Genomic DNA, 22710 nt, shown 5'->3' with positions numbered 1-22710 from the left:
AGCGGCCCTGGCCCCCATTGTCTATGAGAGAACAACTACTTGTCTTCCTGTTGCTGTTTACTTCATTGAGCCTAGCTCAAACGAAGATCAGTGGTGAGGTGTTCGACGAGTTTGGAGAGCCGGTTCCCTTTGCCAATGTGATCTTCAAGGATTCTCAAGAAGGTACAATTACCAATGAGAACGGTCGATTCTATCTCGAATCCGATAAGACCTACGACACGGCTGTGGTTTCTTTTTTAGGTTACACCACCAAGGAAGTGCCGCTTAGCAGCCGTACCACCTATAATATGAAGATCGAGCTTGCAGAAGAAGCCTCGAGTTTGGGTGAAGTGGTCGTATTTACCGGAAAACAGTCTAAGAAAGACAATCCGGCTATCGATATTTTGCGCAAGATCTGGGAGAATCGCCGCGAGAATGGGGTTAAAAAGTTTAGACAGTACGAGTACGAGAAATACGAAAAGCTCGAATTCGACCTGAACACTATCGACTCCGCCTTAATAAAGAGTAAGGTCTTTAAAGGCATGGAATTCATATTCGATCAGACAGATACCTCTAAGGTCACCGGAAACACTTACCTCCCTATTTTTATCAACGAAGCCTTTTCTAAGGTCTACGGAGACAATATAGAAAAGCTGCAAAAAGAAATTCTAGAAGGAAATAAGAACTCTGGTTTTAGTAACAACCAAACCATCATTGAGTTTGTCAAGGACCTCTATTCGGACTATGATGTTTACGACAACTACATCAAGTTCTTCGACAAGGCCTTTACCAGTCCGCTCTCTAGAACGGGGATAAACGTATACAATTATGTCTTGCTGGACTCGGCCTATATAGGCGATAAGTGGTGCTACAATATAGTCTATTACCCAAGGCGGAAGAACGAGCTCACGTTTAAGGGCGATTTTTGGGTGAACGATACCACTTGGGCTATCAAGGAGATCAATATGCAAGCCACCAAGAGTGCCAACTTGAACTGGGTACGGGAGGTTTATATTGAGCAAGAGTTCGACGTGCTGAATGATTCTATCTTTCTGATAACCCGAGACTACTTTCTGAGCGACTTCAGCTTGCGTAAAAAAGAAGGAGCCCGAGGTATTTACGGCAAGCGAACTACGCTTTACGACAATTATCAGTTCGACAAGCCCAAGGAAAGAGATTTCTACAAAGTGCAAGTGGATCCATACGATTATGAGGTCTATAACCGTCCAGACGAATTTTGGGATACCAACCGCATGGAAGCCTTAAATAAGGATGAAAAGCAGATCTATACCTTGCTCGATACGCTTAAAACGGTACCTCGTTTTAAAACGCTCTATAATATAGGTAGTGTTTTGGCTAGTGGTTATTACGAGTTTCCAGGCTTTGACTTCGGACCAGTTTTTTCCACCTTTGGGTTTAATGAGGCAGAAGGGCTGCGGATCCGTCTAGGCGGACGAACCTATTTTGGACGAAACGATATGTGGCGTTTAGAAGGTTTTGGTGCCTATGGTTTTAGAGACGAACGTTTTAAGTTCGGACTCTCCGGGAAGTGGCTGTTAGACAGAAGATCGCGCTTTATCATTTTTGGAGGGCACAGAAAAGACACCGAGCAGACGGGAGCTTCCCTTACTAACACCAATGACGTACTTGGGAGAAATTTAGCTTCTTCTGCATTGATCACTGTTGGTGCCAATGATAGGCTTACGCGAATAAACCTAAGCACCGCGGGGTTTGAGTTTGAACCTTATAAGAACTTTGTCTTTAGAACAACGGGTTCTTTTAGAACACTGAGTTCGGCCACCCAGACCTTCAGTATTGACTATTTTGACGAGAATGGTCAGGTTCAATCAGAAGTAAGTCAAGCGGAGCTTTCTACAGGGATTTTCTACACTCCCGGGCGCAAAACCTCGGGTTATGGCGTGGAGCGAACCATAATTAACGACGGCGGATTTGCTTCGGTCTTTGTGGGAGCCACTTTTGGTATCAAAGACGTCTTTAACAGTGATTTCGAGTACCAAAAGTTGCAGGCACTCTATACGCAACCTTGGAACATCGGTGGATTTGGCCGCGCCTATACCACCATAGAGGTTGGGAAGATCTTTGGTGAGGTGCCTTTGAGCTTGTTGAGTCCTATTCCAGGAAACCAGACGCTCTTTAGTATCTATAATACCTTTAATCAGTTAGACTTCTACGAATTTGTAAGTGATACCTATGCCTCTTTCCACCTGCAGCACGATTTCGGTGGGCGTTTCTTTTCACGCATTCCTTGGCTAAGAAAACTCAACCTGAGAGAAGTTGTTGGTTTTAGAGCGGTTTACGGGGAGATCTCTGAGGAGAATATCGCCTTAAATGCTTCGAATTTGGTGTATCAAGCTCCAGAAGACGTTTATTGGGAATGGAGCGTTGGTATCGGGAACATATTCAAGGTGTTCCGTTTGGACTTCAACTTTAGAGGAAATTATCTCGACAATCCAGATGCTAGGCGTTTTGGAGTTACTGGGACATTTGGGTTTAGTTTCTAAGGCCACCCTGTAAATGTTTATGCACTTTTTATAACTTTGATTAGTGCTATGAAAACAATTTATTCAATTCTTGGTATTCTTTTCGTTTTAGTTCCTAATTTGATCTTTGGCCAACTTTCGGAATCTGAACAAAAATTGCTCGATAAGTATTACAGGCTTTCTAATACTGGTGTGATTGCCAGAGAACATTTTAGTTTTGATGAGTTGAATTGGATCCGTTCGTATTTGAAACTGGATAAACCAGATATGCAACGAATTAGCAGCAGTTTAGATGACGATATCTATGGTGCTGAATCCTTTCAGGAAGAAATTGGATATTTTTTTACCGGTGATTTGGGCACTTTTATCACACTGGGCCCGGAAGCTCCGACTACAGACGGAGAAACAGCAGGGGATATTGATCCGACCAATACTAACCTTGCTTATGTAGCTACTTTCAATGAAGGACATTTTTTTAGGTTGAATCTATTAACAGGCGAATACACAATGCTCCCTGATATCGATCCTCCTGGAGATGAACGATGGTCAGGGCTTGAATTTGACACTGCAACCGGAATATTGTATGGCATTTCATCAAATTTTGATAGTAGTTCCACGCTTTCTGTTATTGATCCTTTGACGTCTACTGTTACTACGGTGGGAGATACTGGTTTACCGGCAGTTATTGCAATAGTTGTATTGCCTTCAACTTCACCTATGGGATCTTCCATGTTCGCGGTAGATATTATTACCGATAAGTGGTACAAGATTAATATGGAAACCGCGGCGATAACGGAATACGGTCACATCGGTTTTAATGCTGGCTTTGCGCAAGATTTGGAATGGGATGGAATTAACACCATTTGGTTTACCGCCTTTAATGTAGACACTGGTTTGGCCGAACTTAGGGCGGTAGATCCACTCAATGGAATGACAGGGTTTTTTGGTGCAATTTTACCAGACATTCCGGCTCAGATAACATGGGCCTCCATTAAAAATGAACTTCTTAGTATTCCATCACACACTATATCAAAACCAGATATTTTTCCAAATCCTGCTAAGGATCACATTAACATCAAAGTCTTTGATGAAACCGGTTTTCTTACAGTTTATTCGCTATCCGGTCAGCAGATGGGTCGAGAAAAACAGTTAAATGTTGGTACAACTTACCTAAGTCTTGAGCATTTAAGTAGCGGATATTATTTCTTGTATTTTCACAATTCGAAAGGAAGACAGGTTTACAAACTGATTAAGAATTAATTGAAGAGTATCAATCGAGGCGAGTTCCGCCGATTTGACGCTGCTTTTTTAATTAAAATCAAGTGTTTCATATCCCAATCCATTTCACTACTTTTGCGGTCGCAAATTGAAAGTCAACTAAAAATAGAAATATGTTAGAATCAAACATTATTTGGGTACCTATCGCACTAGCTGTATTAGGTCTTCTATTCATGCTTGTTAAAATGAGCTGGGTAAAGAAGCAGGCTGCCGGAAACGAGCGCATGCAATCCATCTCTAAAAGTATCAAAGAAGGGGCACTTGCCTTTTTGAATGCGGAGTACCGTTTGCTACTGATCTTTGTTGTGGTAGCTTCCGCAGCATTGTTCGGAGTTTCCCAATTGGTAGACACCACAAGTTGGATGATCGTTCCTGCCTTTGTTATTGGTGCTGTGTTCTCGGCACTAGCAGGTAATATTGGTATGCGTGTTGCTACGGAAGCAAATGCACGTACTGCAGAAGCTGCCAAGACAAGCCTTCCTCAGGCATTGAATGTCTCTTTTGGAGGAGGTACAGTTATGGGGCTTGGTGTTGCTGGTCTTGCGGTATTAGGTCTTAGTTTGTTGTTCATGTTCTTTACAGGGCAATTTATGGGAGCTGAAGGTTCTTTCTACGACAACATGACTGTAGTGCTTGAAGCGCTTGCAGGATTCTCACTTGGTGCAGAAAGTATTGCTCTTTTTGCTCGTGTTGGTGGTGGTATCTATACCAAAGCTGCCGACGTAGGAGCTGACCTTGTAGGTAAAGTAGAAGCGGGTATTCCAGAAGATGATCCACGTAACCCAGCAACTATCGCAGATAACGTTGGTGACAACGTAGGAGATGTTGCCGGAATGGGTGCTGACCTGTTTGGTTCGTATGTAGCAACTGTATTGGCTGCCATGGTATTGGGTAACTACGTTATCCGTGATATGAGCGCCGGAGCTGCTTACACAGACGCATTTAACAATATGGGGCCTATCTTACTTCCGCTAGTAATTGCTGGAGTTGGAGTTTTGGCTTCTATCTTGGGAACCTTCTTGGTTCGCATTAAAAACAACGACGCTAAAGAAGCGCAGGTACAGAAAGCCTTGGATATGGGTAACTGGTTCGCGATCATCATTACTTTGATCGCTAGTTACTTCCTTATCGGTTGGATGTTGCCAGAGACCTTGACCATGAACTTCTTCGGAGAAGGTGCTAAGGAGATCGCTTCTATAAACGTATTCTGGTCTGCATGTATCGGATTGGCTGTTGGAGCCTTGATCTCTTTCGTTACTGCTTACTACACTTCTCTCGGGAAGAAACCAGTATTAGATATTGTACAGAACTCAGGAACTGGTGCTGCGACTAACATCATTGCAGGTCTGGCTGTAGGTATGAAATCTACACTTTGGTCTGTATTGCTTTTTGCTGCTGCTATTTACGGTTCTTATGAGCTTGCCGGATTCTACGGAGTTGCACTTGCTGCTTCTGCTATGATGGCAACTACTGCTATGCAGTTGGCAATCGATGCATTTGGTCCTATCGCAGATAACGCCGGTGGTGTTGCAGAGATGAGTGAACTAGAAGAGCACGTACGTCAACGTACAGACATCCTTGACTCAGTAGGTAACACAACTGCTGCTGTTGGAAAAGGATTTGCAATTGCTTCTGCAGCTTTGACTGCCTTGGCATTATTTGCTGCTTATGTAACCTTTACAGGTATCCAAGGGATCAACATTTTTAAAGCTGATGTATTGGCCGCCCTATTCGTAGGGGGAATGATTCCTGTAGTATTCTCCGCCTTGGCTATGAAGTCTGTAGGTAAAGCTGCTATGGAAATGGTAAAAGAAGTACGTCGTCAGTTCAAAGAGATTCCAGGTATCATGGAAGGAACTGGTACTCCAGAGTATGCGAAGTGTGTTGACATTTCAACTAAAGCTGCTTTAAGAGAGATGATCGTTCCTGGATTGATCACTATTGTAACTCCTATCGTTATCGGATTGGTATTCGGTCCTGAGCCACTAGGAGGTTATATGGCTGGTGTATGTGTTAGCGGTGTAATGTGGGCTATTTTCCAGAACAACGCTGGAGGAGCTTGGGACAACGCTAAGAAATCATTTGAAGCTGGTGTTGAGATCGACGGTGAGATGACCTACAAAGGTTCTGATGCACACAAAGCTGCTGTAACTGGTGATACTGTAGGTGATCCATTTAAAGATACTTCAGGGCCGTCTATGAACATCTTAATTAAACTTACTTGTTTGGTTGGATTGGTAATTGCTCCGATCTTAGGAGGTCATGGTGACGAAACTGCTTACGCAGAAGCTACTATGATGGAATTCGTTTCTGAGGATGGCAAGAAGACCATCATCAAAATGAACGGAGATGCCACAGCTATGGCAGAAGGTACTGAAGATATCACTGTAGAAGTAACTATGGACAAGGATGCTGAAGCAACTGCAACAGCTACTGTAAAAGTTACTAAAGACGGTGAGACCACTACCGAAACTTTTACTGGTACCCCAGAAGAAGTAGAGGCTAAGGTTGAAGCTTACAAAGATGCCGAAGGTGCTAAAGTGGAGATCGAGGTAAAGAAAGAAGTAAAAAAGGTTGTAGAAGGATCAGAAGAGTCTTCTAACTAATTAGACCTTTAAGCATATAGAAAAGCCGCTCAAATTGAGCGGCTTTTTTTATTTAAAAGGTTCCTAGCAGACCAACAGTATTTGGTCCGGCTGTGAACCGCCAGCTTATCCTATTGCGATTCTTGTAGGTGTTCTCGTAGCGTTTACTGCCGAATAAGAAATTGTCTACACTGTCTACAACAGCAATGCTTATGGCGGCTCCCAAAACAATGTCTGATGCCCAATGGGCATCGTCCCAAAGTCGAGAAATAGGAGCAATACTCCCTAAGGCATAAATACCAGACTTTACCCAAAAGTTGTCAAATTGCTTGGCTATGGAATGCGCCATAGAGATAGACAAGATCGTGTGTCCTGAAGGGAAGGAGTGGTATCTGGCTGTACCTTTAAAGGGTTCAAACTCAAATGGGCCGGTAAAATCATCAGGGCGTGCGCGACCAACTGCGGTCTTAAAGAAAGTTTGGAAGAGTCCAGAGGTTGCTGCGGAGGCAATAATGAGCACTCCGGTTTTACGTACCTTCTCATTTTTGGTTAAGAGTCCGAAGCCATAAATCCCTCCGGATACCATAAAGAAGTTCTGTGGACTGCCAAAGTACCACCCAAATTCCTTTAATACTCCCGGTGCTTGGGGTTCTTGTTCGACAAAATAATTCCGGGCAGATTGATCAAGCGCCGTAAACATAGAGGTTACCGTAAGCACACTGACAGCGGTTAAGTAGTCATCACCTTGCCATCTGGCAGGAGCTGTTATGCTGTGTTTAAAACCACCAAAGGCACTTTTGGCGTCGTATTTAAAGGTTTGCCAAATATTGGCGTCGGATTGTAGCGTATCTAGCGAAGATCGTTGCGCTAGACCATACTGACTCAGCAGGAATATAAATAAGGGTAATACGATTCTATGCATGTAAATAGGACGTAGGTAAACACGATTCTTTACACACAAAAATACGCTATTTGATTATGTTTTGTTTATCTGGAAAAGGTCGCCACAAAAACGGCATCTACCTCGCCTGTACCAACAGGGGTGTCTAGCATCTCTGTTTGCTCAATGCGCAAGCGTAAGCTATCGGCGGTTAAGAGTTCTACTGTTATAGTAGCATCTTGATCATCCGCAGTACCGGTAATCACTAAGGTATTGTCAGACAAAGTCCACATGCCATCTCCAATGAGATCGAGATTTTCTAAGGTTTCCGTTTCGCTCACGCCTAAGAAAGTAGTAGTGACTGTCATGGAAAATTGCCCGTCTGAGTTTACGGTATTTGGATCTTCAGAAAAGGTGATGGTGGCATCGATATCGAAACCTTCGCCTTCTTGGGTGGCTGTGACCGGAAGGCCTTCTACCGTTGTGGTGATGGTAGAGTCGAAATCTATGGTCTCTGCGGTCCATGTGCCTACCAAAGAGGCTTCAACTTCTTCTTGTGTGGTGTTATTGTCGTCATCTGAGCTGCAAGCGATATACACAGGTACAAGCAGCAAAAGGGCTAGCAATTTTAAATGTTTCATGATCGATCTGGGTTAAATTAAATATAGGTTTTAGAATAATCCGTGAAGTTCCGCGTCAATGCGACTGATCACATTTCCAAGGTCTTCTGGCTCATCTACAAAGTTTAAAGTATCTACGTCAAAGATCAGTAGGTTGCTCTTGTCGTAGTCGTGTATCCAAGCTTCATAACGTTCGTTGAGTCTGCTTAGGTAATCTATACTGATAGAATTTTCATACTCACGACCACGCTTGTGGATCTGACTCACCAAGTTCGGAATCGAGCTTCGCAAATAGATCAAAAGGTCTGGCGCTTCGGTCACACTTTCCATCAGGTCAAAGAGTGAACGGTAGTTCTCGTAGTCGCGATTGGTCATCAACCCCATGGCGTGCAAGTTCGGCGCAAATATGTAGGCATCCTCATAAATGGTGCGATCCTGTATATAATCCTTACCACTTTCTCGTATGTCAACTATCTGTCTGAATCGACTGTTTAAAAAGTAGATCTGCAGGTTGAATGACCAGCGCTCCATCTGGTTGTAAAAATCGTCCAGATATGGGTTGTCTTCCACATCTTCGAAATGGGGTTGCCATTTGTAGTGTTTGGCCAATAATTTGGTGAGCGTAGTCTTTCCTGAGCCTATGTTTCCGGCTATCGCAACATGCATAAAATAAGGATTCTTTAGGGTTTGGTTAGCTTGAAGGAGTACACGAAATCTCCATCGTAAATATACAGGATTTCTGAACTTAGTTGCAAGTCTTTCACGGCTATTTTTACGCCTTCCACTCGCGGTTTGAACTCGCCTGCGGGAGCCTCGGTAAAGTAAATGGTTCCCGCTTTGTCCAAGGCCAATACACCTCTGGGCGAAGAGGCCCACAATCGAGTATATCCTGGGTTGTCGTAGCTGCGCAAAATGCTCCCGTACACATTATAAGTAATGACCTCTTCTTCTGTAAGGATATGGCAAAAATTAAAATCACTGGCCGTAGAAAGTAAATTGCCTTGGATTGGCTGGGAGATGATACTGCGTTTGCCCGATCGATAATTATAGAGCTCCAGCTGCTGTGCATCTTTATTAAAAACCCAGACACTGTTGTTGTTGGCCATTCGAACCGTCTCAATATTCAGATAGTCTTCTACTTGGTTAAAGTTGATTCGCTCTATCTCGTTCAAGGTGTTGTCCAAAAAGACCACAATGTTGAAATCGGCGTAATAGACCAAGATCCTCAAAGGGTTTATAATGTCTACCTCGGTTATGCTGCCCAGGGTAAAATCGGCATAGTTCCAACGGTCCTTGTCACTGGTTTTGATTAGTGCGTTGTTGACCAAAAAGTAAGTGTTCTTATAAGAGTCTACCCCTATAAAGCGATCGGCGTCCAAAGGCATTTTATCCTTTAGCTTGAGTTGGCCAAAGGCCATGACTGGTAAGAGTAGGAAAAGCAACAGCTTCATGCTGTCAAGATACAAAAACTAATCGCAAATCAGCTTGTATCCGAAGCCGCGCACATTGACGATTTGCAGGGAGGAATCGGCCTTTAATTTCTTGCGTAAATTTGAGATGAACACATCCATAGAGCGGGCGTTGAAAAAGTCGTCGCTGCCCCAAAGTTTTTTAAGAATGAACGAGCGATCCAGCAGTTGATTCTTGTTGGCACAGAGGTGAAACAACAATTCACTTTCTCGGTGGGTGAGTTTTACCGGAGCCTTGTCTTTATACTGCAACTCTTGTCGGTTGGCATTGAAGTTAAAATCACCCAAAGTGAAATTGGTGTTCTTGCTCGGCGCATCGTTTTGTTTTAGCGCGTTTTTAATTCGAACTATCAGCTCTTCCATAGAAAAGGGCTTTTTCAAATAGTCGTTGCCACCCAAGTTGAAACCGTTGACCACATCTTCGGTCTGTGATTTCGCCGTTAGAAAGATTATGGGTGTTTGCGCGTCTTCTGCTCGGATCTCCTTGGCCAAGGTAAAGCCATCTTTTACGGGCATCATTACATCTAAAACCAATAGTTCCGGTTTTTCAGTTGCATAAGCCTTTAAGGCTTCTTCGCCATTAGTGCAGAGGGTTACCTTGAACTCTCGGGTTTCCAGGCTCTCTTTTATGATCTGTCCCAGAGCCGGTTCGTCTTCTGCTAGTAAGATGTGAATCGCTTTATTCATGAGGGATAGATAGGGTAAAAGTGGTTCCGTCTTTAGTGGATACACTAATTTGTCCACCGTGTTTTTCTATGATATTCTTAGCGTAATACAAGCCAATGCCAAAACCTTTAATGTCGTGGGTGTCGCCTTTAGGTACGCGATAGAATTTTTCAAAAATGCGCTGACTCTGGGCTTTGCTCAGCCCATTTCCGTTGTCGTGGACAGCTATTGTTGCTGCGGAGGCATCCGAAGTAATATTCAAGCTAATCGTATCTCCCCCGTATTTGAGCGCATTATCAATAAGGGTATTGATCACATTCTCTAAATGGAAGGGATCAACATTAACGGCTAAGCTTTCTGGTGCTGCATTAAGGCTGATACGCTTAGTGCTGCCAACATAGGCCTCAGGCAAAACTGCTAAGCGTTTACAAAGTGCAACCAAGTCAATTTCTTCTTTATTCAAAACAAGGGCGTTGCTGTCTAAGGTGGCAGTCTCTAAGAGTTTCTCTACCATGCCAGACAGCTTTTTGACCTGTTCTTGAGACATGGCCGCATACTTTTTACTTTTCTCGGGGTCGTTGTCTGCATTGAACTTCTGAATTCCTTCTAAGGCAACACCAATGGTTGCCAATGGTGTTTTGAACTCATGGGTAATGTTGGAGATCAGATCGTTCTTGATCTCTGCCAATTGCTTCTGCTGGCGAATTATCTTGAGCAAATAAAGGAGACAACCTATTATACAGGCCACAAATATGAGCGAGAGTCCTAAACTCACCCCATTGCGATGTAAAATAAGTGGCGTGGTATTCTTGAAATACAGATCTAAGGTTGCATCTGCCAATAAGAAATTTGACTTGGCCTTTAGGGTTTGCGTTGCATCGCTAGATGAAAGTTTTCCGAACTGCTGTTTCTCTGCCCATGGGGCTTGATATTCCAAGCCGTAGTCTATCCAAAGTTCGCGCTGGTGAAGCTCTTCGTGAAATAATGAATCTAAGACTGATAGCGACATTTGATCCTCAGCAAAAGAGATCACAATTTTGTTGGTCAGAAGTTCAAAGGGGCGTCTACCCAAACGGCTAAAGAAGCTGCGTAGGGTGTCTCTTATTTTAAGTCGAGGGCGCTCATTGGCTACGGAGTCTATAATACTGACCGCAGTAAAACTCGATCCGTTTAAAGAATCGGTGAGCTCAAAATGTTGAATAGTACCTCCAGAGATACTGTCTATAAACTCCCATCGGTCTGGAAAGTTAAAAGAAGGGTTGTCTATGCTTACCGTCAAGGTATCACTTGCAAAGAGCATGCTCTGCTTCTGAGCTAGTTGGGTAAAATAATCGTCGACTGCTTTATTGAGACTGACCTGTACGTCAGAGATCAATTCTTTTTGCTCCGCCTTAAAACTGCGATAGAACCAATAGGCTTGCAGGCAAAGCGTAAGTGTGATTGCCGCGATGATAAAATAGAGTATGCCTTTGTATTTTGTCGGCTTCATGATTCAAAAGTAGGTGTATTAGGCGGCATTTTCCAAATTGCTTAACAGTGCTTAACAATGCTTAACTTGGCTTAATATTAGGTTTGTGCATCTTTGTGGTGTCATCAAAACAAAAAATAGAACAACTATGAAGACTCTCGTTTATCTTTCATTGGCATTGACCTTTTTTATTGGAAGCGTGCATGCCCAGGAATTTCAAGGAATAGCCACTTACAAGACCCAGCGCAAGTTGGATATCAAATTAGACAGTACTCAGGTTCCTTCTGAAATGCAAGAGCAATTGCTGGCTATGATGAAGAAACAGTTCGAAAAGGAATACACTTTGGACTTTAATAAAGATGCCTCTTTATACAAGGTGGTAGAATCGCTAGAGACACCAACGGTGGGTGGCGGAGGTATGCAGATCGTTGTAGCCGGAGCCGGAGAGGCCGATGTGCTTTACAAGAACATTTCTGAGAATCGTCTGGCGAACAAAAGCGACATCTTTGGAAAAACCTTTCTGATCAAAGATTCCCTGCCTGAGCTAGAATGGACCCTTACCAAAGAGACCAAGAATATTGGGGAGTACACCTGTTTTAAAGCTACCAGAACCGAAACTCGTACGGTGCAGTCCTCTTTTAGTAGCAATGAAGAAGAAGGTACCGAAGCTAGTAGCGAAACCACAGAAGAGGAAATCACCATTACAGCCTGGTATACTCCGCAGATCCCTCTTGGGCACGGACCCGGTAGACATTACGGATTGCCTGGTTTAATTTTAGAGATCTCTGACGGTACACAAAGTATACTTTGCAGCAAGATCGTTCTCAACCCGAAAGACGGCGTAAAAGTAGAAGAGCCGACTAAAGGCAAAAAAGTGACTCAAGAGGAGTACAACGCTATTATGGAAGAGAAAATGAAAGAAATGCGCGATCGTTATCAGCCAGACAATCGCCGTGGCAATGGTAACAGCTTTGAGATCAGAATTGGCGGTTAGTGAAATTTAACAAAGCTTTAGTAAACCTCTTGGGCTGCTACGAGTCTAAAGGCTTTAAATTAGCTATGCTATTCAACACTAAACTGTTAATTTTCAAGGAAATGAAAAAACTACTACCCCTAATGTTGATGCTTTTGAGTATCACCATGAGCGCTCAGGAATTTAGCGGAAAGGCCTACTACCAATCAAAAACTACCGTAGATATGGATTGGGGCGGTCGCGAAATGACCGAGGAGATGAAAAAGATGATCGCCGAGCGCATGCGTAAGTACCTAGAGAAGACTTATGTGCTTTCCTTTAACGGGCAAGAATCCATATACAAAGAAGAAGAGGTTTTAGAAACCGATGCAAATGGAGGTAGTCGTTGGATGGGTATGATGATGGGTAGTTTTACGCCGGGAGATCAATACAAGAATTTGGAGACTGGTCAATTGGTGCAAGAGCAAGAGTTCTATGGAAAACAATTCTTGATCCAGGACGAAATTGCCAATTTGGAATGGGAAGAGACCAAGGAGTCTAAAATGATCGGACAATATCTGGCCATCAAAGTCACCGCGGTAAAAAAGATAGACGAGAACGACTGGAGTATGGCTCGCCGAAGAGGCGGGAGAGATCGCGGAGAAAATGCCGACCAAGAAAAGGCAAAGGACTCCACCGATACTGCCAATGCCGATGATGATCCAATGAGTCAGATAGAGATCCCTAAGGAAGTCATAGTAACTGCTTGGTATACTCCTATGATCCCAGTAAAGCACGGACCTGGAGAATACGGCGGTTTGCCGGGGCTAATCTTAGAGCTCAATGTTTATAGAACCACTATTCTCTGTTCTAAAATTGTAATGAATCCAGAAGATCCAATCGAGATCAAGGCACCTTCTAAAGGGAAAGTCGTGACTCGCGAGGAATACCAAAAGATCGTTGCCGATAAAATGGAAGAAATGCGCGAAATGTGGGGCCGTGGACGCGGCGGCAGACGCGGAGGATTCCGAGGTTAATCAATCAATCAAAATACAGTGCAGCCAACCATGAAGAAATTACTCTTTATAAGCATCCTATTGTCTTTATTTAGCTTTGACGCAGACGCCCAGAGCATTAAATTAAGAGGGGTTATCAAAGACTCTATCGGAGAACCTTTGGAACTTGCAAACATTATCGCCACCATTAAAGAAACAGGCGAGATCGAGTCTTACGCTATTACCAATTACGAAGGGCGTTATCAATTAGACTTACCGACTAACAATACCTACACACTTAAGGCTAGCTTTTTAGGCCTAGAGACAGTGGAGTTCGATTTGAATGTTCCAGAAGGGGCTTCGGACATGACCCGAGACGTAACCTTGAACCCAGCACCCAATCAATTGGATGGGGTAGAGATAGTCTACGAGATGCCGGTTACCGTAAAGGGCGATACTATTGTCTACAATGCGGATTCCTTTACCACAGGGAACGAACGCAAATTAGAAGACGTGATGAAACAGCTCCCCGGAGTTGAGGTCAATGACGACGGAGAGATAGAAGTAGAAGGGAAGACTGTTTCTAAGGTCATGGTAGAAGGCAAGGACTTCTTTGACGGAGATTCCAAGCTGGCTACCAAGAATATACCTGCAGATGCGGTAGACAAGGTGGAGGTATTGCGAAATTACAACGAGGTAGACCAGATGCGTGGGCTTGGTAATGATCAAGATAACATTGCTATAAACATTAAGCTAAAAGAAGGGAAGAAGAACTTCTGGTTTGGTGAGGTTTCTGGTGGAATCGGATTTGATAGCAAGGAGAAAGAGCGCTATTTGATTTACCCTAAACTGTTCTACTACAGTCCGGATTACAGTGTGAATATAATCACAGACTTCAATGATATTGGGCAAGTGCCTTTTACGTTTAGAGACTATTTCAACTTTACGGGAGGATTTAGAAATTTCAATCGCGGCGGAGGTACTAATTTCAATATCAATACTGGAGACTTAGGTTTTGCAGTGGGCCAAAATAACCGCGCCAATGCCATCGAAACCTCCTTCTTGGCAGCGAACTTTAGTTGGAACGCGAGCAAGTCATTAGACATCAGTGGTTTTTCTATTCTTTCAGATAATAGAACCAGCTATATTACTAATACGATCCGTAACTATGTGGCTACGGGAATTACAGAGACCACAAACAATATTAACGATCAGCGCACCCAGTTGGGGATGCTCAAGATGAGTGCTATTTACAAGCCGAACTCGAATTTCCAGTTGGATTATGATGTCCTTGGAAAGACCTCTGATCAAAGTGAGGTGAGCGCTATCGTCTCCACAGTAAATAATAATCCGAACGAGATCAACGAGGACGAGAATACCACGCCTTTCTCTATAAATCAAAACATCAATGCCTATTACACCTTAGATGAGAACAACATCTTTGCTGGGCAGGTGCAGCATTTGTATCAAGACGAGGATCCTTTTTACAGTGTGATCCAAGATTCGATTCCGTTTAGAGGAGTCTTTACGCAAGTGAATCCGGCGGCGCCTTTTGACAGTTCGCAAGACACTTTTGATCCGCTACAGCGCATGGATCGTTACGATGTGAATCAGCAGCGACGCATCAAGACCAACAAATTAGACGCCAAGGTAGATTACTATTACGTGATCAACAATAAGAGCAATGTGAATATCAATGTTGGTGCGACTTTGAGCCGTCAGGATTTCAACTCCGGGATCTTCCAGGAATTTATGTTCACCGGGCCGCCATCGGCTTTTGAGGACGATGAGTTCAATAACGATGTCACCTTTAACTTCAGCGATTACTTTATAGGAGTAAACTACAAGTTCAAAACGGGAATATTTACTTTTACCCCAGGAGCAACCTTACACAATTACCGGGTGAAAAGCGAGCAGTTGGGTAGTGTTTCAGAGAATAATGAATGGCTCGTATTACCGAACTTCAACGCCATAGTGGAGCTTAAAAAGAGCGAGAACATCCGCCTTAATTATTCCATCCAAGCGCAGTACACAGACGTGAACAATTTTGCGGAAGGCTACATTTTTAACAACTACAACCGTTTGTTTAGAGGTAACCGCAATTTGGAGAATGCCTTTGTACACAATTACAACCTCACCTATTTCAGCTTCAATATGTTCAATTACACCAATGTGAGTGCGAACATCAATTATACGCGCCGTATTGAGGCCATTAAGAACAACACTCAGTTGGCAGGAATTACTCAGGTTTCTAATCCTATCAACTTAGACAGCAATTTTGCCGACGAGACCCTCTCTGCCTTTGCCAGATTCACCAAGAACATCAAACGCCTGCGTTTTGCTGTTGGCGGAAACGTGAGTTGGGGGAAATTCAACAATATCATTAACGAGGATATTCGCGAGAGTATCAACTTTACCCAGAGCTATAACGGTAGTTTGAGAACCAGCTTCCGCGAATGGCCAAACATTGAATTGGGGTATCGTTTAACGCTCAACAATTACGACAACGCAGGAGTGGAGTCTACTTTTACGACCCACCAACCTTTCGTGAACTTTGACGCCGTATTCTTGCAGAATTTCACTTTCAATGCCGAGTGGAGTTACTTCAACTATACCGATGCAGCAGGGACCATTGAGAACACCTATTCGTTCTTAGATGCTAACCTGTATTACCGAGAAAAAGACAGCAAGTGGGAATACCAGTTGCAAGCCACCAACCTTTTGGATGTGGACTTTTTAAACAACGACAGCTTTAATGAAAACTTCAACAACACCTCGCAGTTCTTTGTACTGCCTCGTATAGTGATGTTGATAGTCCGTTACGAGCTGTAGTCTGATTGATGCAATGAAAAAAAAAAGGGAGCTCTAAATGAGCTCCCTTTTTTGCTTATAAGTTAAAGGCCGATTTTACCTGGTCTACATAATCGAGCTTTTCCCAAGTAAAGAGCTCTACGGTTTTTTCTACGCGCCCCGAGTATGGACTTTCAAATATCTTGTGCACTGTTTCCGGCTTGCGACCCATATGTCCGTAAGCAGCAGTTTCAGAATACATAGGGCTGCGCAATTTCAATCGGCTTTCAATAGCCGCTGGGCGCATGTCAAAGATTTCTGCAACTTTTTGAGCTATTTCACCATCGGACATGGCTACTTGGGCAGTACCATAGGTATCTACAAAGATAGAGGTCGGTTCTACTACGCCAATGGCATAAGACACTTGTACCAAAACTTCCTTAGCGACTCCTGCAGCAACTAAATTCTTGGCGATATGTCTGGCTGCGTAAGCGGCAGAGCGGTCTACCTTAGACGGGTCCTTTCCGCTAAAGGCTCCACCACCATGAGCGCCTTTGCCGCCATAGGTGTCTACAATGATCTTACGGCCAGTAAGTCCCGTATCACCGTGTGGGCCACCAATCACAAATTTTCCGGTAGGGTTGATGTGGTATTTAATATCGTCGTTGAAAAGTGCCTGCGCATAAGCAGGCAATTTGCTTTTCACTCTAGGGATCAATATCTCAATGAGGTCTTTTTTGATCTTGGCTAGCATGCGGTCGTCGTCGCTGTCAAAATCGTCGTGCTGGGTAGAGATCACTATGGCGTCAATGCGCTGAGGTATATTGTCGTCACTGTATTCTATGGTGACTTGACTCTTGCTGTCTGGACGCAGGTAAGTGATCTGATTGTTTTCTCTGCGGATGGCAGCCAGTTCCTGTAAAATTGAGTGAGAGATCTCTAAAGCCAAAGGCATATAATTTTCGGTCTCGCTAGTGGCATAGCCAAACATCATTCCCTGGTCTCCGGCACCTTGCTCTTCTTTGCTAGCGCGGTCAACTCCTTGGTTGATATCCTGAGATTGCTCGTGGATCAATGAGATCACTCCGCAGGAATCACCACTAAACTGATAGGCACCTTTGGTATATCCGATCTTGTTGATCACTTCTCGGGCTATTTGTTGTACATCCAAATAGGTATTGCTCTTCACTTCGCCGGCCAAAACCACCTGTCCAGTCGTTACTAAGGTTTCGCAAGCAACTTTGGCTTCTGGGTCAAAGGCTAGAAAATGGTCCAGCAGTGCATCGCTGATCTGATCGGAAATTTTATCTGGGTGTCCTTCTGATACGCTTTCAGAGGTAAATAAATAGGCCATAAACAGGAATCTTCTCGTGTCTGTAATGCGCTCTTGGTCGCTTCGGACGGTGCTAAATTACAGTCCGTGCCAAGCTACGCCTAATCGGCCTCAAAAATACATAAAAAATACTTCTTAGCGCGAGCAGCTTAATGCTCGTTCAGTCTAAAATCGGGGTAAGCGGTCATGCCGTGTTCGTGGGTGTCTAAGCCTTCTATCTCTTCTCTTGCGGTAACGCGCAGTCCCATGGTGCGCTTAATGGCGTACAGGATCACAAAAGAGGTTAAACAGCAGAATCCAGCGATGATCAAAATTGCTTTGGTCTGTATCCACAATTGCCCCAATCCGGCTTTGTCTCCGAAGATACCTACGGCTAAGGTTCCAAAAACACCGCAAACCAAATGCACAGAGATAGCCCCTACCGGATCGTCTAATTTTAAACGATCGATAGTGCTAATGGCCAATACGCAGAGTCCTCCTGATATCGCTCCAATAATCATTGCTTCGTTAGGCGACATGACATCGGCGCCCGCAGTTATTCCAACCAAACCAGCAAGGACGCCGTTGAGAATCATTGTCACGTCATAAGATCTAAACTTAATATAGGAAGTAAAGAAAGCACCTACAGCGCCCGTGGCTGCCGCCAATGAGGTAGTAACCAACACCAGCGATACTGTGGCGGGGTCCGCGCTCAGCACGGATCCACCATTAAATCCAAACCAACCAAACCACAGTAGAAATACACCCAGGGTCGCTAAGGGTACATTGTGTCCGAAGATGGGTTTTATTCCATCCGCAGTATATTTTCCAATTCTAGGGCCTAATAAGATAACAGCGATCAAGGCGGCCCATCCGCCTACAGAATGCACTAAAGTAGAGCCTGCAAAGTCGTGAAAGTTCATTTCTGCCAAGAAACCACCACCCCAGTGCCACATACCAACCATCGGGTAAATAAGGCCTACGTAGAATAGCGAAAAGATCAGAAAGCTGTTGATCTTGATGCGTTCGGCTACAGCTCCTGAAACAATGGTAGCTGCTGTTGCGGCAAACATGGCTTGGAACAAGAATTCGGTATAAAAGGTATAACCCACATTGTAGGTTTCGGTCAGGCCGCCATTGGGGAGCGGCAGCCCGAACCCTTTAAAACCAAAGTAATCACCAGCAAAAGCTTCTCCGGGGTACATGAGGCTAAACCCAAAGAAGGCGTAAGTAGAAAGCCCGATAGCCAGTATCATTACATTTTTAAAGAGGATGTTGATGGTATTTTTAGACCGTGTTAGGCCAGATTCCAAAGAGGCAAAGCCCAAGTGCATGATGAATACCAAACCAATTGAGATCATCATCCATACGTTGTTGATGGTAAAAACTGCGTGTTCCATTACTTCTGTTATAGGGTTTGCCCACCGCGTTCTCCGGTGCGAATTCTGTATACTTCTTCTATTGCGCTCACAAAGATCTTTCCGTCGCCCACGCTGCCGGTTTTGGCAGATTCTATTATTGCTTTAATGGTGCGCTCTTCAAAGTCGTCATTGACCACGATAGAAAGCCATCGGCGTTGGATATCGCTGGTCTTGTAGGGAACACCACGGTAAACAGATCCGTGTTTTTCGTTGCCTTGCCCAGACACGTCCCAATAAGAGAAGAAATTCACCTCCACTTCGTGCAGAGCCTGTTTTACTTCTTCGAACTTTGATTTCCTGATGATCGCCTCGATTTTCTTCATAATCTGTGAGTTGATATCTCAAAAATATAATTTTAAATAGTATACCCCCTAAAAAATAGGGGGTAGTATTTAATTTTTATCAACATAACAAAAAATACCCCTAAAAAATTAGGGGTATTAAAAATATATTTGAAATATTAAGATATCCTTAATCGAAGTTTGACGCAGTTAAATAAGCATTGATCACGGCCTGTTCTCCTGCTTTGTCAGGCATGGAGTTGCCGTGTTCCATTCCTAAAACTCCTTTGAAGCCGCGATCGTGAATGTACTTAAAGACATTTCGGTAATTGATCTCTCCCGTGCCGGGTTCATTACGCCCCGGATTGTCTCCTATTTGGAAATAGGCAATCTCGTCCCAACAAGTTTCTATGTTTGGAATAAGATTTCCTTCTTGTATTTGCTGATGATAGATGTCAAATAGAATTTTACATGAAGGACTGTTCACCGCTTTACAGATCTGATAGGCCTGAGGCGATTCGGTCAAGAAAAGTCCCGGATGGTTTCTAAAATTCAAGGGTTCCAAAACCATGACCAATCCGTGAGGCTCTAAAATTTCGCAAGCTTTTCGCAAGGCGTTTACGACATTGGCGGTTTGATAATCTTTAGAAAGTCTGAGGTCTACGTGGCCTGGCACTACAGTCATCCATTTGGCGCCAATACGCTTGGCAACGGCTACAGAATCTTTAATGTCGGCTAAAAACTCTTTAAGATAATCTTCCTTGCCGCTGGCTAAGTTGGGTTCGCTCCAATAGATCTTATGCGCTACAAAGACCCCCATGGTCATGTTGTGCTTTTTAAGCAAAGCCGCCATGGCCTCTTGGGTTGCAATCGATCTACCTTTGAGCTCGTTGTCTTCGAAAGCCGTGAAGCCCTGATCTGCCATAAATTGGATCTGATCTAAAATGTCTGCTCCTGCATGGGCCTTGAACATGCCATCATGCGGTGCAAAATGCAGTGGAAATTTGTTCTTTGCCGTTACAAAAGCGTTGGCAGCATGCGCTTTAAGGCTGCCTCCTAAAAACGAAGCGCCCACCGAGGCGAGCGCTACATTATTTATGAATTGTCTTCTTTCCATATTTGGATGCGTTACTATAGTGAATAACGTTTTCCTCCTGTGAGTGTCTGCAAGTCGTCGCAAACATAGGTTCCCGGTACAGGTTCGTAGACCAAGTACTCTTCACCCATTTGTTGGGTAGTCAAGTAGCCGTTAATGCACATCCATTTGAGTCCGTTCAAGAACTTCGAGACAGTAAGCGGTGTGTCATCCTCTAAGGCCTCGACACTCTGATTGGTCCCTGGTGGATCACGCTTTTCGTCTCTAGGGTGTAACATATTGGCATCTAAAAAGGCCATATAGTTCTCGTCTGTCATGACAGAAAGATCTTCGCCATGCTCAGCTTTCATCATTCCAATAACTTCTCCAAATACGGTTTGTATCTTTCCTTGGTACTTTAGTGTAGAAACCTCGTTCCAATAGGTGTCGATAAACTGAACTACGTTGAGTTCGGTCGCGGCTGGAGTCTCCTCTGTTTTAGGGAGGAAAACATCGGCAAAACGGCCAACGATCATCGCTTGGGTCTCATCCATAAAAACCGGAACCCATTTTGGGTCAGAACTGGTGCAGCTCTCCAATAAACTAAAGAGCGCAGGTGAAGCCACTACAAAACCTGTAGTAAGTCCAATATTCTTTAATGCTTGTCTTCTATCCATGGTTTGTAGTTTTATGCTTCTTTCATTTTCTTGAATTGCTCTGCCGCGTGATTCGCTGCACGAGCGGTAAAGGCCATATACCCTAGTGACGGGTTATGACACCCGGCAGAGGTCATAAAGGAGCCATCTGTTACATATACGTTCTTACAGGCATGAACCTGGTTCCACTTATTCAGTACTGAGGTTTTAGGGTCACGACCCATACGAGCAGTTCCCATTTCGTGGATTCCAAGACCCATTCCTCCAATATCGTCATAAGTCACAATGTCTGTAAAGCCAGCTGTCTCTAACATCTTAGCCGCTTGTTCTTTCATGTCTTCACGCATGGCAAGTTCGTTCTCACCAAAATCAGCGTCGAAAGTAACGGTAGGCAAGCCCCATTCGTCAAGCTTGTCGTAGTCTAAATACATACGATTGCTGTGGTCTGGTAAGGTCTCACCAAAACCGAGCAAGTTCATGCTCCATTCTCCTGGCTTTAAAATAGCTTCTTTAAGTTCTGGGCCGTATTTCAATTCGGCTACCATATCGCCATAAGATCCACGATTGGCTCCACCTTGATATCCGTAACCACGTTTAAAGGTAGCAACGTCGGTATCTCCACCTAAATTTCTAAAACGAGGAATGTAGATTCCGTTGGCTCGGCGGCCTTTAAAATATTTATCGTCAAAACCGACAGCCTTTCCTTGGGCTCCTACTCTAAAGTGGTGGTCCATAAGGTTGTGGCCTAGCTCTCCAGAATCATTTCCAAGTCCGTTAGGAAAACGATCTGATTTAGATTGTAGTAGAATAGAGGTCGATGCAACAGCAGATGCACAAAGGAAAATGATCTGAGCTTTAAACTCTATCTTCTCTTTGGTCTCGGCATCGATCACGCGAACTCCAGTTGCTTGTTGGGTGGCATCGTCATAGATCACCTCATAAACTATAGAGTTCGGTCTTAATGTCATATTCCCGGTCGCCTCCGCAGCAGGTAAAGTACTACTGTTGGAACTAAAGTAAGCTCCGTAAGGACAACCGCGCATACAGCGGTTTCTATACAAACACTGAGAACGCCCTTTTCCAGGCTTGGTTCCTTCTGTGATGTGAGCTGCTCGCCCGATAGTCAAAACACGACCATCGTCAAAGTTTTCGGCGATCTTTTCTTGTAAGTGTTCTTCTACACAATTAAGCTCCATTGGTTTTAGGAACTTCCCGTCAGGTAAAATGTCCAGCCCAAGATTGGTTCCACTTACTCCTATATAATCTTCTACATAGTCATACCACTCTTTTACGTCCGCATAACGAACTGGCCAATCCACGGCAATGCCTTCTTTTTTGTTGGCCTCAAAATCGATATCTCCCATGCGGTAGCTCTGACGCCCCCACATCAGTGATCTACCCCCAACGTGATAACCTCGGATCCAATCGAAACGACGGTCTTCGTTGTATGGGTGTTTTTGGTCATCTACAAAGAAATGCTGGTGCGCTTCGTTGGTCACATAACCTGTACGGTGTTGTTTGGGTTTCTTTAGTCGAGTTTCGCGGGAAGCAGTACCTCCGTTTGGCAGATCCCAAGGATCTAAATTAGCCGTAGTGTAGTCTTGTGGGTGCTCAACCATGCGACCGCGCTCCAAGACCAAGGTCTTAAGGCCGTTCTCACAGAGCTCTTTGGCGGCCCATCCGCCAGAAATCCCCGTACCTACTACGATCGCATCGTATTCAGCATCAGGATTTGGGAGAAAACAACTTGTCATTTTACTGTTTAGTTTTGGTAAGATTAGC

The 22710-nt window shown here is 44.1% G+C and carries 18 protein-coding genes; 6 read left to right on the top strand and 12 right to left on the bottom strand.

The genetic code is table 11. The features are described from left to right. Nucleotides 1-23 precede the first annotated feature (23 nt). From BTO09_RS03460 to BTO09_RS03450, 3 genes are all read left to right on the top strand, one after another. On the top strand, nucleotides 24-2501 hold the full coding sequence (locus BTO09_RS03460) for a DUF5686 and carboxypeptidase-like regulatory domain-containing protein (protein WP_087523339.1): 2478 nt from the start codon (nucleotides 24-26) through the stop codon (nucleotides 2499-2501). Nucleotides 2502-2549: 48 nt separating this feature from the next. Further along, nucleotides 2550-3740 carry a T9SS type A sorting domain-containing protein gene (locus BTO09_RS03455; RefSeq protein ID WP_087523338.1) on the top strand — a complete coding sequence of 397 codons (1191 nt, stop codon included), beginning with the start codon at nucleotides 2550-2552 and terminating at the stop codon, nucleotides 3738-3740. Nucleotides 3741-3871: 131 nt separating this feature from the next. Continuing rightward, entirely contained in the window at nucleotides 3872-6364 is a 2493-nt protein-coding gene (locus tag BTO09_RS03450; RefSeq protein WP_087523337.1) for a sodium-translocating pyrophosphatase, read from the top strand. Nucleotides 6365-6416: 52 nt separating this feature from the next. On the opposite strand, the gene BTO09_RS03445 is transcribed toward BTO09_RS03450, so the two are convergent. From BTO09_RS03445 to BTO09_RS03420, 6 genes are all read right to left on the bottom strand, one after another. Further along, nucleotides 6417-7265 carry a phosphatase PAP2 family protein gene (locus tag BTO09_RS03445; RefSeq protein ID WP_087523336.1) on the bottom strand — a complete coding sequence of 283 codons (849 nt, stop codon included), beginning with the start codon at nucleotides 7263-7265 and terminating at the stop codon, nucleotides 6417-6419. A 65-nt stretch (nucleotides 7266-7330) separates the two neighbouring features. Then, nucleotides 7331-7864: a hypothetical protein gene (locus BTO09_RS03440; protein ID WP_087523335.1), complete on the bottom strand. Its 534-nt coding sequence runs from the start codon at nucleotides 7862-7864 to the stop codon at nucleotides 7331-7333. Between the two features lie 30 nt (nucleotides 7865-7894). Beyond that, on the bottom strand, nucleotides 7895-8509 hold the full coding sequence (locus BTO09_RS03435) for a deoxynucleoside kinase (protein ID WP_087523334.1): 615 nt from the start codon (nucleotides 8507-8509) through the stop codon (nucleotides 7895-7897). 14 nt (nucleotides 8510-8523) lie between these two features. Next, nucleotides 8524-9294: a hypothetical protein gene (locus BTO09_RS03430; protein WP_087523333.1), complete on the bottom strand. Its 771-nt coding sequence runs from the start codon at nucleotides 9292-9294 to the stop codon at nucleotides 8524-8526. An 18-nt stretch (nucleotides 9295-9312) separates the two neighbouring features. Beyond that, complete coding sequence (locus BTO09_RS03425; RefSeq protein WP_087523332.1) at nucleotides 9313-9999, bottom strand: response regulator transcription factor; 687 nt, start codon at nucleotides 9997-9999, stop codon at nucleotides 9313-9315. Further along, nucleotides 9992-11467: a sensor histidine kinase KdpD gene (locus tag BTO09_RS03420; RefSeq protein ID WP_087523331.1), complete on the bottom strand. Its 1476-nt coding sequence runs from the start codon at nucleotides 11465-11467 to the stop codon at nucleotides 9992-9994. Before BTO09_RS03420 ends, BTO09_RS03425 begins: the two co-directional genes overlap by 8 nt. 127 nt (nucleotides 11468-11594) lie before the next feature. Between BTO09_RS03420 and BTO09_RS03415 the strand changes: the two genes are divergently transcribed. The 3 genes from BTO09_RS03415 to BTO09_RS03405 all read left to right on the top strand — a co-directional run bounded on the left by BTO09_RS03415 (nucleotide 11595) and on the right by BTO09_RS03405 (nucleotide 16225). Further along, on the top strand, nucleotides 11595-12440 hold the full coding sequence (locus BTO09_RS03415; RefSeq protein ID WP_087523330.1) for a GLPGLI family protein: 846 nt from the start codon (nucleotides 11595-11597) through the stop codon (nucleotides 12438-12440). Between the two features lie 101 nt (nucleotides 12441-12541). Beyond that, on the top strand, nucleotides 12542-13435 hold the full coding sequence (locus tag BTO09_RS03410; protein ID WP_087525476.1) for a GLPGLI family protein: 894 nt from the start codon (nucleotides 12542-12544) through the stop codon (nucleotides 13433-13435). Between the two features lie 30 nt (nucleotides 13436-13465). Next, entirely contained in the window at nucleotides 13466-16225 is a 2760-nt protein-coding gene (locus BTO09_RS03405) for a carboxypeptidase regulatory-like domain-containing protein (protein ID WP_087523329.1), read from the top strand. Nucleotides 16226-16280: 55 nt separating this feature from the next. Here BTO09_RS03405 and metK read toward each other — a convergent pair whose 3' ends face one another. From metK to BTO09_RS03375, 6 genes are all read right to left on the bottom strand, one after another. Beyond that, a complete protein-coding gene (gene metK / locus BTO09_RS03400; RefSeq protein WP_087523328.1) occupies nucleotides 16281-17537 on the bottom strand; it encodes a methionine adenosyltransferase in 1257 nt (418 codons plus the stop codon). A 128-nt stretch (nucleotides 17538-17665) separates the two neighbouring features. Next, on the bottom strand, nucleotides 17666-18895 hold the full coding sequence (locus BTO09_RS03395) for an ammonium transporter (protein WP_087523327.1): 1230 nt from the start codon (nucleotides 18893-18895) through the stop codon (nucleotides 17666-17668). Nucleotides 18896-18903: 8 nt separating this feature from the next. Next, on the bottom strand, nucleotides 18904-19239 hold the full coding sequence (locus BTO09_RS03390; RefSeq protein ID WP_087523326.1) for a P-II family nitrogen regulator: 336 nt from the start codon (nucleotides 19237-19239) through the stop codon (nucleotides 18904-18906). Nucleotides 19240-19387: 148 nt separating this feature from the next. Then, nucleotides 19388-20314: a hydroxypyruvate isomerase family protein gene (locus BTO09_RS03385; RefSeq protein WP_087523325.1), complete on the bottom strand. Its 927-nt coding sequence runs from the start codon at nucleotides 20312-20314 to the stop codon at nucleotides 19388-19390. 14 nt (nucleotides 20315-20328) lie between these two features. Next, nucleotides 20329-20949 carry a gluconate 2-dehydrogenase subunit 3 family protein gene (locus tag BTO09_RS03380; protein WP_087523324.1) on the bottom strand — a complete coding sequence of 207 codons (621 nt, stop codon included), beginning with the start codon at nucleotides 20947-20949 and terminating at the stop codon, nucleotides 20329-20331. A gap of 11 nt (nucleotides 20950-20960) precedes the next feature. Then, nucleotides 20961-22682 carry a GMC oxidoreductase gene (locus tag BTO09_RS03375; RefSeq protein ID WP_087523323.1) on the bottom strand — a complete coding sequence of 574 codons (1722 nt, stop codon included), beginning with the start codon at nucleotides 22680-22682 and terminating at the stop codon, nucleotides 20961-20963. Nucleotides 22683-22710: the final 28 nt, after the last annotated feature.

This window comes from Gilvibacter sp. SZ-19, assembly GCF_002163875.1.
GTDB lineage: Bacteria > Bacteroidota > Bacteroidia > Flavobacteriales > Flavobacteriaceae > Gilvibacter.
The sequence above is the reverse complement of the archived record's forward strand: the minus strand, read 5'-3'. Positions and strand labels throughout refer to the sequence as shown.